The following is an 11,995-nucleotide window of genomic DNA, read 5'->3' as shown; positions in this document are numbered from 1 at the left end:
GGCGCGCCCCGTCCGTGGGGCGGCGCGCCGTGTCCGCCGGGCGGTGCGCCCTCGCCGGCCCGTCCCCGCGCGGACGGGGGGTGCCGTCCGCGGTCACGGGGCCCTTTCTTCGGGGAAGGGGTCCCGTGCCGGTATTGGTATAGGCCATTACAATGCTCCTGACCTGGGAATATGTGGGTAGTGGCGACGGGCGGCGAGCGAGTCTCGATTCCCTGGGTACAGTCCCCGCAAACAGGGCACACCTCCTGCTGTCGGGACAAACGCGATCTCGTGTGACATCGCTCGCGGACTGCGCCGGGGGACCACGCTCTGTCGTTGGGTGGAACCAGAGCGAGAAGGAGCTGCCCGTGCCGAAGTTCGTGTACGACTTCACCGAGGGCAACAAGGACCTCAAGGACCTGCTGGGGGGCAAGGGCGCCAACCTGGCCGAGATGACCAATCTCGGGCTGCCCGTGCCGCCCGGCTTCACGATCACCACCGAGTCCTGCCGGCACTACCTCGAGCACGGCACCCTCCCCGAGGGGCTCGAGACCGAGATCGACGAGCACCTGGCCGCGCTCGAGGGCGCGATGGGCAGGAAGCTCGGCCAGCCGGACGACCCGCTCCTGGTGAGCGTGCGGTCCGGGGCCAAGTTCTCCATGCCGGGCATGATGGAGACCGTCCTCAACATCGGGCTGAACGACGAGTCCGTCGCGGGCCTGGCGGCCCAGGCGGGCGACGAGCGGTTCGCCTGGGACTCCTACCGGCGCCTCATCCAGATGTTCGGCAAGACCGTGCTGGACATCGACGGCGACCGGTTCGAGGACGCCTTGGAGGAGGCCAAGCGCGCCAAGGGCGTCCGCGAGGACGTCGAGCTGGAGGCCGCCGACTTCCGCGCCCTGGTCGGCACGTTCAAAAACATCGTCAAGCACGAGACCGGCGACGACTTCCCGACCGACCCGCGCGAGCAGATGCGGATGGCGATGCTCGCGGTGTTCCAGTCCTGGAACGCCCCCCGGGCGATCCTGTACCGGCGGCAGGAACGCATCCCCGTCGACCTCGGCACCGCCGTCAACGTGTGCGCGATGGTGTTCGGCAACCTCGGCATGGACTCGGGCACCGGCGTCGCGTTCACCCGCGACCCCGCGTCCGGCCACCAGGGCGTGTACGGCGACTACCTGCAGAACGCGCAGGGCGAGGACGTGGTGGCGGGCATCCGCAACACCGTCCCGCTGACGGAGCTGGAGCGGATCGACAAGCGCTCCTACGACCAGCTGCTCGACATCATGGAGACGCTGGAGAACCACTACCGCGACATGTGCGACATCGAGTTCACGATCGAGCGCGGCAAGCTGTGGATGCTCCAGACCCGGGTGGGCAAGCGGACCGCCGCCGCGGCGTTCCGCATCGCGTGCCAGCTGCTCGACCAAGGGCTCATCGACGCCGACGAGGCCGCCTCCCGGGTCACCGGCGACCAGCTCGCGCAGCTGATGTTCCCCCGCTTCGACACCTCCGCCGCCGAGGGCGCCCGCAAGCTCACCAAGGGCATGAACGCCTCGCCCGGCGCGGCCGTCGGCAGGGCCGTGTTCAGCAGCGAGGCCGCCGTCGCCGCCGCCGAGCGCGGCGAGGACGTCATCCTCGTCCGGCGCGAGACCAACCCCGACGACCTCGCGGGCATGGTCGCCGCGCGCGGCGTGCTCACCTCCCGCGGCGGCAAGACCTCGCACGCCGCCGTCGTCGCCCGCGGCATGGGCAAGACCTGCGTCTGCGGCGCCGAGGAACTGGAGGTGGACGTCAAGGCGGGCAGGTTCACCGCGCCCGGCGACGTCGTCGTCTCCGAGGGCGACGTCATCTCCATCGACGGCACCAGCGGCCTGGTCTACCTCGGCGAGGTGCCGGTCCAGGACTCCCCGGTCGTCCAGTACTTCGAGGGGCGGCTCGCGGCGTCCGACGGGGACGAGCTGGTCACCGCCGTCGATCGGGTCATGGCTCACGCCGACGCCCGGGCCCGGATGCTGGTCCGCGCGAACGCCGACACGCCCGAGGACGCGGCCCGCGCCCGCCGGTTCGGCGCGCAGGGCATCGGCCTGTGCCGGACCGAGCACATGTTCCTCGGCGACCGGCGGCAGCTCGTCGAGAAGCTGATCCTCGCCGAGACCGACGAGGAGCGGTTCGCCGCCCTGGACGCCCTGGAGCCGCTGCAGCGCGCGGACTTCGAGGGGATCTTCGAGGCCATGGACGGGCTGCCGGTCACGATCCGGCTCATCGACCCCCCGCTGCACGAGTTCCTCCCCGACCTCACCGAGCTGTCGGTGAAGGTGGCGCTGGCGGGTGCGGACGCCGATCCGCAGGACCGCCGCCTGCTGGAGGCCGTCACCCGCCTGCACGAGCAGAACCCTATGCTCGGACTGCGCGGCGTGCGGCTGGGTTTGGCGATTCCCGGACTTTTCATGATGCAGGTGAAGGCCATCGCCGAGGCCGCGGTCGCCCGCAAGGAGGCCGGCGGCGACCCGCGCCCGGAGATCATGATCCCGCTCGTCGGCGCGGTGCAGGAGCTGGAGGCCGTCCGCGAGGAGGCCGAGGGCGTGCTGCGGCACGTCGCGGAGAGCACCGGCGTGGCCGTGCACACCCTGGTCGGCACCATGATCGAGGTCCCCCGGGCCGCGCTCACCGCCGGGCAGATCGCCGAGTCGGCCGAGTTCTTCTCCTTCGGCACCAACGACCTCACGCAGATGACCTGGGGCTTCTCCCGGGACGACGTGGAGGCCGCGTTCTTCTCGCGCTACCTCGAACTGGGCATCTTCGGGGTGTCACCGTTCGAGACGCTCGACCGCGACGGTGTCGGACGACTCGTCCGGATCGCCGTCGAGGAGGGCCGGGCGACGCGTCCGGACCTGAAGCTCGGCATCTGCGGCGAGCATGGCGGCGACCCCGACTCGGTGCACTTCTGCCACGAGGCCGGACTGGACTACGTGTCCTGCTCGCCGTTCCGCGTACCCGTCGCGCGGCTGGAGGCCGGCCGCGCGGCGATCGAGACCGGCGGCAGCGACAGCCGCTGACCGGCACCGCGTCCGGCGGCCCGCCGCCGGACGCGTTCCGGACGCCCGCCGGACGCGTGACTGCCCGGTACGTCCCGTTTTGGCACCGGACGGACCGGGCGAACCGTTCGCGTCTCCCGCGTCGTCTAACTAGCGTGTCAGGTGCGATGACGATGGAACTGCACATCCCGGACAACGAGCCGGGAGCCGGCGCCGGGGCCCCCGCCGGGAGGGCCGGGCGCGAGCGTGGATTCGACGGCGGTGGCGGGCGCGCGAGCGGACGCGGAAGCGGAACCGGGCGCGACCGCGGAGACGAGCGCGACCGCGGAGACGAGCGCGACCAGTGGGGCGAACACGACCAGTGGAGCGAACGCGGCCAGTGGGATGGACGCGACCAGTGGGACCAGCGCGGCCAGTGGGGCGAGCGGGACCAGTGGGGCGAACGCGGCCATGCGGACGACCGCGATGACTGGAACGAGCGCGACCACGCGGACGAGCTCGTCCCTGGGGACGGGGACGAGCGCGGGGACGGGAGCGGACGTGACGGCGGACGGCGGCGTCGCCGGCCCCGCCCGCGCTGGTTCGTGATCACCGTCGGGGTGGTGGTGGCGCTGCTCGGCATCGCGGTGGCCACCCCGCTCGCGGTCGGGTTCCGGGTCTGGCACCAGGCCCGGCAGGACGAGCGGCCCCGCTCGGACGCGATCATCGTGCTGGGCGCGGCGCAGTACAACGGCGTCCCGTCGCCGACCCTGAAGTGGCGGCTCCAGCACGCCCTCGACCTCTACAAGCACGGCGTCGCGCCGCGCATCGTGACGGTCGGCGGCAAGGCGCCCGGCGACGCCTACACCGAGGCCGACTCGGGGCGCCGCTGGCTGGTCCGGCAGGGCGGGCTGCCCGCCGACCGGGTGGTCGCCGTCCCGGTGGGGCGCGACACGTTGGAGAGCCTCAAGGCGGTCGGGGCCGCCTACCGCCGCCTCGGCCTGCACTCCGGCGTCATCGTCACCGACCCGTGGCACGAGCTGCGCGCCAAGCGGATGGCGGCCGACAACGGCATCGACCCCGCCGGATCGCCGACCCGCAGCGGCCCGAGCGTCCAGACGCGCGACACCCAGTTCCACTACATCGTCCGCGAGACCGGCGGGTACCTCTCGTACATCCTGTTCGGGAAGAGCGTCCACACGCCGGACGAGACGATCAAGGGCGTCGTCCCGGACAACCCGGTCACCGTCACCTCGGGCGCCCCCTCGTCCTCACCCGGCGGCTGACACCCGGCGGGCCACTGACGCGCGTCCGGCGGACCCTGACGCGCCGTCGCGCGGACCACTGACGCGCCGTCGCGCGGAGCTGCTCCGGTGGTCGCGCCTCGGTGGACGGTCCTCGTGGCTTTCGGCGGGATCGGGGGGTCGGTGCGTACGCTGAGAGGAAGATGAGCGTATACACCGACCGTGACCGCGCGCGCCGCGCCCCCGAACCGCCCAAGCGGCGCGACCGCACCGCCTTCCAGCGCGACCGCGCGCGCGTGCTGCACAGCGCGGCGCTGCGCCGCCTCGCCGCCAAGACCCAGGTCGCCTCGCCGGGCGAGCCCGAGCCCACCGGGAACCTGCAGATCCTCCGCACCCGGCTCACGCACTCGCTGGAGTGCGCCCAGGTCGGACGGGAGCTCGGCATGTCCCTCGGCTGCGACCCCGACCTCGTCGAGACCGCCTGCCTGTCCCACGACATCGGCCACCCCCCGTTCGGGCACAACGGCGAGGTCGCCCTGGACGCCGTGGCCCGCGCGTGCGGCGGGTTCGAGGGCAACGCGCAGAGCCTGCGGGTCCTGACCCGCCTCGAACCGAAGTCCTTCGCGCCGGACGGGAGCAGCGTCGGGCTGAACCTGACCCGTGCCGCCCTGGACGCGGCGATGAAGTACCCGTGGACCCGGCCGGACGCCGTGAACGGCAAGTTCGGCGTCTACGAGGACGACCGCGAGTACGCGCGGTGGGTCCGCGAGGACGCGCCGGAGGGCCGCGCGTGCTTCGAGGCCCAGGTCATGGACTGGAGCGACGACGTCGCCTACTCCGTCCACGACCTGGAGGACGCGCTGGTCGCCGGGCACATCGACTTCGCGCTGCTCGCCGACCCGGCCGAGCGGCGGCTGGTGTGCGAGACGGCCGCCAAGCTGTACTGCTCGCCGAACCCCGCCGCGCCGGACGGCGAGCCCGGTTCGCCCGCGCCCGGGAGCGCGCCGCTGGTCGCGGACGTGGCCGAGCTGGAGGAGCGCTTCACCGACCTGCTCGCCGAGCCGTACTGGCCGGACCGCTACGACGGCACGACCCGCACGCTCGCCGCGCTGAAGAACCTGACCAGCTCGCTGATCGGACGGTTCTGCGTGGCCGCCGAGCGCGAGACCCGCGCCGTCCACGGCGACCGCCCGCTCACCCGGTACGCGGCCGACCTCATCGTGCCGCGCGCCCAGCGGCTGGAGTGCGCCGTCCTCAAGGGCATCACCGCGCACCACGTCTGGATCAGCCACGAGACCGAGCGCGCCCGGCAGCGCGAGCTCATCACCGAGCTGGCCGACCGGATGGTCGCGGGAGCTCCGGGGACCCTCGACCCGATCTTCCGCGAGGCGTTCGACGCGGCGTCCGACGACGCCGGGCGGCTGCGCGCGGTCGTGGACCAGATCGCGTCGCTCACCGACACGTCCGCCGTGGCGCGCCACCGCGCCCTTGTCTCCCGCCGGGAGTCGGCGTAGTGAGATAGGAACGGTCCGTGTCCGGGAGCACACGCTAAGGAGACCCGCATGCCTCAGGAGACGTTCGTCATCGTCGGAGCGAGCCTCGCCGGTGCCAAGGCCGCCGAGACGCTGCGGCGGGAGGGGTTCGAGGGACGCGTCGTCCTGGTCGGCGAGGAGGTCGAGCGCCCGTACGAGCGTCCGCCCCTGTCGAAGGGGTTCCTCCTGGGATCGGACTCGCGGGACTCCACGCACGTCCACCCGGCCGAGTGGTACGAGGAGAACGGCGTCGAGCTGCGGCTCGGGACGGCCGCGACGTCGCTGGAGCGGGAGGGGCACGCGGTCGTGCTGGCCACGGGGGAGCGGCTGCGCTACGACCGGCTGCTGCTCGCGACCGGGGCGTCCCCGCGCAGGCTGGACGTGCCGGGCGCGCGACTCGGCGGCATCCACTACCTGCGCACGCTGGCGGACGCGGCGATGCTGCGCGCGGCGCTGGCGCCGGGCGGACGGCGCGTGGTGGTGGCCGGGGCGGGCTGGATCGGCCTGGAGACGGCCGCCGCCGCGCGCGCGATGGGCAACGACGTCACGATCATCGAGCCCGAGCCGGGGCCGCTCCACCGCCACCTGGGTCCCGAGCTCAGCGCCGTGTTCGCCGGGCTGCACCGGCGGCATGGCGTGAACCTCGACTTCGACCAGGGCGTGGCGGGGTTCTGGGGCGCGGGCCAGGTGTCGGCGGTCGTCACGTCCGGCGGCGCGGAGATCCCGGCGGACGTCGTCATCGTCGGCATCGGCGCGACGCCCAACACCGCGCTCGCCGAGCGGGCGGGCCTGGAGGTGGGCGACGGCGTCCTGGTGGACGCGAGCCTGCGCACGTCCGACCCGGACATCTTCGCCGCCGGCGACGTGGCGGCCTGGGAGCATCCGGTGCTGGGCCGCCGCGTCCGGGTGGAGCACTGGGCGAACGCCCTGGACGGCGGCCCGGTGGCGGCCCGCGCCATGCTCGGCCGGGAGGCCGTCCACGACGCGCTCCCGTACTTCTTCACCGACCAGTACGAGCTCGGCATGGAGCTGACGGGCGTGGTGACGCCCGGCGGCTACGACGAGGTCGTCTACCGGGGGGACGTCGAGTCGCTGGAGTTCGTCGCCTTCTGGCTCGCCGCGGGACGGGTGACCGCCGCGATGAACGTGAACGTCTGGGACGTCACCGACGACCTCCGCCGCATCATCGCCGCGCCGGCCGCGCCCGACCGCCACCGCCTCACCGACCCGAAGGTCCCCCTGTCCGACCTGGCCTGACCCGCGACCCCTTGACTAAGCGGCGACACGCCCTCACCGGCGCGCCCTCGGGGGCGCTGCGGAGGCCGCCTGGAAGGGGGCTTCGGCGAGCCGCGAAACGGGTGATCTCGGTCATAAGGTGTGGGGGGTGACGACTCTCGCAGCCCCCGCGCTCCCCGCCGACCTGCGGTCCGCCCGCCGCGCCGTGACCGTCGCCTTCCTGGTGCACGGGCTCGCCGCGGCGGCGTGGGTGGCGCGCATTCCGCAGATCAAGGAGCACCTCGGGCTGAGCGCGGGGACGCTCGGGCTGGCCCTGCTCGGCTCGCCGATCGGGGTCGTGGCGTCCACGCGGGTCGCGGGGCGCGTGGTCGCGCGCCGGGGCAGCCGGGCGACCGTGCTCGTCTCCGGGACCACCGCCGCGCTCGCCCCGGTGGCGCTCGGCCTCGCGGTGAACCTGCCGACGCTGGTCGGCGCGCTGGTCCTGCTCGGCGCGTCCCTCGGGCTGATGGACGTGGCGATGAACGCCCAGGGTGTGGCCGTCGAACGCGGCTACGGAAGGCCGATCATGTCCGGCCTCCACGGGGCCTTCAGCGTGGGCGCGCTGATCGCGGCCGTGCTGGGTTCCGGCGCGGCGCACGCGCGCATTCCGGTGGGCGTCCACCTGACCGTGCTGGGAGTGCTGTTCGCGGCGCTGCTGCTCGTCGGCTGCCGCGGCCTGCTGGACCGCTCCCATCCGCACCTGGACGAGCCGCCGCACACCGCGCTCTCGGAACCTCTCGCGGACGGCGGGCCGCCGTCGGCTTCGCCTGCGGAACACGCACCAGAACACGGTCCGGCGGAGCAGGGCGAGGCGGAGCAGGGCGCAGCGGAGCCCGGTGCGGAACTCGGCGCTGAGCATGGTGCGGGCGGCGGTGTCGTGCGGGGCGTCGGCCGGGGCGGGATGAAGCCCGGGCTCCTGCTGGGGCTGCTCGGCCTGATCGGGCTGTGCTCCTTCGTCGGCGAGGGCGCGATGGCGGACTGGAGCGCCGTCTACCTGAAGGAGTCGCTGGGGGCGGGAGCCGGGTTCGCGGGGCTCGGCTACGCCGGGTGCGCGGTCGCCATGACCGTGGGACGGCTGGCGGGCGACCGGGTCGTCGGACGGTTCGGGGCCGTGCCGGTGCTGCGGATCGGCTCGCTGGTGGCGTGCGCGGGCCTCGGCGCGGGCCTCCTGATCGGGCTGCCGTGGGCCGCTGTAACAGGATTCACGCTGTTCGGCCTGGGGGTCGCAGTGGTGGCGCCGGTCACGTTCAGCGCGGCGGGCAACCTGCCCGGGATTCCGGCCGCGCACGGGATCGCCCGGGTGACCGCGCTCGGCTACCTCGGCCTGCTGGGCGGGCCTCCGGTGATCGGGTTCGTCGCGCAGGGGGTCGGGCTGCCGTGGGCGCTGGCCGTCCCCGCGGTCCTCTCGGGCATGATCGTCCTGCTCGCCGGGGCGACACGCGCCGCCGATCGTTGACCTTTCTGTGATCACGCTTCCGGGGACCCATCCGGACGTGTCGGGTAATGTTCCGGCAAGTGAGCACCTTGCAGCGGTCAAGGCCAACCAAAATGGCTATGGCCGTGCGTCCCTACCGGCCGTTCCTGAGCGAACTGCTCAGTTTCGGCTTCGTCGGGTTCGTCGGCACGGTGATCACGATCGGCGGCGCGAACCTGCTGCGGGCGTGGCTCGGCGGGTCCCCGGTGACGAGCGTGGTCATCCCGACGCTCGTGTCCACGGTGACGTCCTACCTGGCGAACCGGTACTGGACGTTCCGGCACCGCGACAGCGACGGGTCCGGCCGCGAGTTCGTGATCTTCTTCGCCCTCAACGGCATCGGCGTCCTGATCCAGGTGCTGTGCACGGGCTTCGTCTACTACTCGCTGAACCTGCACGGCGGCATCGCCTACAACCTCGGCCTGCTCGCCGGGCTCGGCCTCGGCTCGTGGTTCCGCTACTGGTCGTACCGCAAGTGGGTCTTCACGCCCGCGGCGGCCTGACGGCCCCCTGACAGCCCCTCCCGGAGACCGGGAGGGGCTTTCTCGTCTCCGGCCCCCGGCCGGGGCGTCAGGCTTCGCCGCGGACCATGCGGATCAGGCGGTCCAGGACCCGGCCGCCGCTGACGCGCAGCCCGTCGTGCTCCCACTCGTTGGTGACCCAGGCGCGCGCGTTCCCGATCGACGCGACGGTCTCCATCGACAGGTCGAAGTCGACGTACATGTCGTCGTGGTAGACGGAGGCGACGAGCGGGACGTCGTTGCCGCGCAGCCGCGCCGGATCGTAGAGCGCGGGCCAGTCGTCGTGCTCGGCGAGCAGGTCGGCGACCTCGCGGAGCGGGGCCAGGGACGGGTCGTCCGCGACCATCCACGGATAGATCATCTCGCCGGTGAACAGCAGCGGGTCGCCGCCGTCGGGGTCCGGGGCGAACTCGGGGAACTCGGCGCGCAGCCGCTGCGCCGCCCAGCGGGTCGGGTTCGCGCCCTGCCCGTAGCACGCCTCGTGCAGGAGGAGGTGGATCGGCGCCGCGGTGTGGCTGAGGTGCGTCCCGACCTGCTCCAGGAACGGCTCCGACAGCTCCGGGCCGCCGTCCGCGAAGGCCAGTTCCAGCAGGTAGTGCATGCGGTCGGCGCCGTCGCCCATGCCGAGCATGAGGCCGAGCGACTGGAAGCCCTCGACGGTGAGCCGGCGTCCGTTGGGCAGCCGCTCGTCGTGGGCGGCCAGGCGGCGCGCGATGTCCCGGACGAGGCGGACGTCGTCCGGGTAGCGCTCGTAGAACCGGGCGTTCTTGGCGGCGACGCGCGGGTACGTCCGGCGGTACACGTCCTCGGGGGTGGCGGCGAGGCCCGGCGTGCCGCCGGTGACCAGCGCCTGCTGGACGCCCTCGGGCGCGAACGACAGGTACGTGTGCGCGCAGAACCCGCCGTAGCTCTGCCCGAGGATCGTCCACGGGGTGCCGCCGAGCAGCTCGCGGCGGATCAGCTCGGCGTCCAGCACGATCGAGTCGGCGCGGAAGTGGGTGAGGTACCGGGCCTGCTCCGCCGGGCCGCCGAGGGCCGCGAGCCGCCGCGCGCTCACCGGGGTGGACAGCCCGGTGCCGCGCTGGTCCAGCAGCAGGACGCGGTGGTCGGCCAGGGCCCGGTCCAGCCAGCCCTCCCGCCCGGACGGACGCGGCGACCCGAACCCCGGCCCGCCCTGGAGGAACAGCAGCCACGGCAGGTCGTCGCGGCCCGCGTGCGCGGTCGCGACGACCTCGCGGGCGAACACCTCGATGCGCGGCCCGTCCGGGTCGTCGTGGTCGAGCGGGACGGGAAAGCGGTGGTCGGTGACGACGGTGCCGGTCTGGCGGAACGAACGCATGCCCCGACCCTACGGGGCCGCCCCCGCCCTTCGGCCCGCGCCCTGCCCCCGTTCGTCCGGGTCAGCGGCCCGCCGGGGCCTGGCGAACGGGCGGCAGGAGAGGGAACGCGGTGGGCGCGGGCCGGGTCAGCGGTGGGCGCGGGCCGGATCAGCGGCCCGCGGGGACGATCTTGTCGGTCTCGGCGCGGGCCTCGGCGAGGACGCCGGCGAGGTCCTGGCCGGTCCGCTGCGAGAAGATCACGTGGTCCACGCCCGCATCGGCGAGCCGTCCGGCGGTGTCCACGGCCTGCCCGGCCGACGCGGTGTCCGGCAGGACGGTCAGCGACGTCTTCTCGATCTCGGCGTAGTCGCGGCCCTCGCGCTCGCAGTGCTCGCGCAGCACCTGGAGCTTGTGGGGCAGGTGCTCGCCGTCGAAGATGTTGCAGGCGTCGGCGTACTTGGCGACGAACCGCAGCGTCTTCTTCTCGCCCATGCCGCCGACGAGGATCGGCGGGTGCGGGCGGCGCACCGCCGGCGGCGAGTTCAGCGGGCGCTCCGCCGAGATCCGCCGCCCCTCGAAGGCGCTCTCGTCCCCCTTCCACATCTGGTGGGCCAGGCGCAGCGTGTCCTCGAGCAGTTCGAACCGCTCGGCCGTCGGCGGGAAGTGCAGGCCGAGGCCGCGCGACTCCTCCTCGTTCCAGGCCGCGCCGACGCCGAGCCACGCGCGCCCGCCGGACAGCACGTCCAGCGTGGTGACGGTCTTGACCAGCAGCGCGGGCGACCGGTAGCTGACGCCGGTCACCATCGTGCCGAGCGTGATGTCCTCGGTGAGCGCCGCCGCGTACGCGAGCGCGGAGTAGCCCTCCAGCATGGGCTCCTCGGCGGGGCCGACCGACTGGATCTGGAAGAGGTGGTCCATCACCCAGAGCGAGGCCAGCCCGCCCCGGTCGGCCTCGCGGGCGATCCGGCCGAACTCCGCGGCGATCCGCTCGGGTCCGCCGGGGAAGGTGAAGCTGGGTACCTGAAGTCCGATGCGCATGGTCCCGAGTCTCGCCCCTGGAGTGCGCTCCAGGTCAAGCTTCATGGTTGACCTGGAGCGCACTCCAGGTGGAATCCTGACCCGGTGAGTTCCTACTCCCCGTCCGAGACCGCCGAGAAGAGCGGCTTCAGCATCGACACCCTCAGGTACTACGAGAAGATCGGCCTGCTGGACGGGATCGCGCGCAACGCGTCCGGACGGCGGGTCTTCACCGACGACGACCTCGGCTGGCTCGGGATGCTGCGCTGCCTGCGCGAGACCGGCATGCCCATCGCCGAGATGCTCCGCTACTCCGAGCTCGCCCGGGGCGGCGAGGAGACCTTCGGAGAGCGGCTGGAACTCCTGGAGGAGCACGACCGCCGCGTCGAGGCGCAGATCCGGCTGCTGCGCGCCCAGCAGAAGAAGATCAAGTCGAAGATCTCCTTCTACGGCGGCCCCTCGGGAGAGTGAACCGCCGACCCGGGACCGGTCGAACCGACCCGGGCCGGGGGAACCGGCCCGGGGCGGTCGGGCCGGTCACGCTCGTCACGCCGGCGGACGCCAGGCGGGGTCGCGGCCGAGCCGGGCGAGCAGGACGTCGCGGGGCTCGCGGCCGC

The 11,995-nt window shown here is 73.3% G+C and carries 9 protein-coding genes; 7 read left to right on the top strand and 2 right to left on the bottom strand.

What is annotated here, in order from left to right; translation table 11 throughout:
• Positions 1 to 347 precede the first annotated feature (347 nt).
• The 6 genes from ppdK (at position 348) to DZF91_RS34575 (ending at position 9,024) form a co-directional block, all read left to right on the top strand.
• Complete coding sequence (ppdK, locus tag DZF91_RS34600; protein WP_117361255.1) at positions 348 to 3,038, top strand: pyruvate, phosphate dikinase; 2,691 nt, start codon at positions 348 to 350, stop codon at positions 3,036 to 3,038.
• 146 nt (positions 3,039 to 3,184) lie between these two features.
• The gene (locus tag DZF91_RS41420; protein ID WP_235834775.1) at positions 3,185 to 4,282 is read left to right on the top strand and encodes a YdcF family protein; all 1,098 of its coding nucleotides are present in this window, start codon (positions 3,185 to 3,187) and stop codon (positions 4,280 to 4,282) included.
• Positions 4,283 to 4,443: 161 nt separating this feature from the next.
• Complete coding sequence (locus DZF91_RS34590) at positions 4,444 to 5,754, top strand: deoxyguanosinetriphosphate triphosphohydrolase (RefSeq protein ID WP_117361254.1); 1,311 nt, start codon at positions 4,444 to 4,446, stop codon at positions 5,752 to 5,754.
• Positions 5,755 to 5,802: 48 nt separating this feature from the next.
• Entirely contained in the window at positions 5,803 to 7,029 is a 1,227-nt protein-coding gene (locus tag DZF91_RS34585) for an NAD(P)/FAD-dependent oxidoreductase (RefSeq protein WP_117361253.1), read from the top strand.
• Between the two features lie 127 nt (positions 7,030 to 7,156).
• Positions 7,157 to 8,503, top strand: coding sequence for an MFS transporter (locus tag DZF91_RS34580; protein WP_117361252.1), 1,347 nt, complete (start codon positions 7,157 to 7,159; stop codon positions 8,501 to 8,503).
• A gap of 98 nt (positions 8,504 to 8,601) precedes the next feature.
• Entirely contained in the window at positions 8,602 to 9,024 is a 423-nt protein-coding gene (locus tag DZF91_RS34575) for a GtrA family protein (protein WP_235834774.1), read from the top strand.
• A gap of 67 nt (positions 9,025 to 9,091) precedes the next feature.
• On the opposite strand, the gene DZF91_RS34570 is transcribed toward DZF91_RS34575, so the two are convergent.
• Both DZF91_RS34570 and DZF91_RS34565 read right to left on the bottom strand, forming a co-directional pair.
• The gene (locus DZF91_RS34570) at positions 9,092 to 10,381 is read right to left on the bottom strand and encodes an alpha/beta fold hydrolase (protein ID WP_117361250.1); all 1,290 of its coding nucleotides are present in this window, start codon (positions 10,379 to 10,381) and stop codon (positions 9,092 to 9,094) included.
• Between the two features lie 148 nt (positions 10,382 to 10,529).
• Positions 10,530 to 11,399: a TIGR03560 family F420-dependent LLM class oxidoreductase gene (locus DZF91_RS34565; protein ID WP_117361249.1), complete on the bottom strand. Its 870-nt coding sequence runs from the start codon at positions 11,397 to 11,399 to the stop codon at positions 10,530 to 10,532.
• Between the two features lie 84 nt (positions 11,400 to 11,483).
• Here DZF91_RS34565 and DZF91_RS34560 point away from each other — a divergent pair, with 84 nt between their 5' ends.
• Entirely contained in the window at positions 11,484 to 11,849 is a 366-nt protein-coding gene (locus tag DZF91_RS34560) for a MerR family transcriptional regulator (RefSeq protein ID WP_117361248.1), read from the top strand.
• Positions 11,850 to 11,995: the final 146 nt, after the last annotated feature.

Source organism: Actinomadura logoneensis, from assembly GCF_003428695.1.
GTDB classification, from domain to species: domain Bacteria; phylum Actinomycetota; class Actinomycetes; order Streptosporangiales; family Streptosporangiaceae; genus Spirillospora; species Spirillospora logoneensis.
The sequence above is the reverse complement of the archived record's forward strand: the minus strand, read 5'-3'. Positions and strand labels throughout refer to the sequence as shown.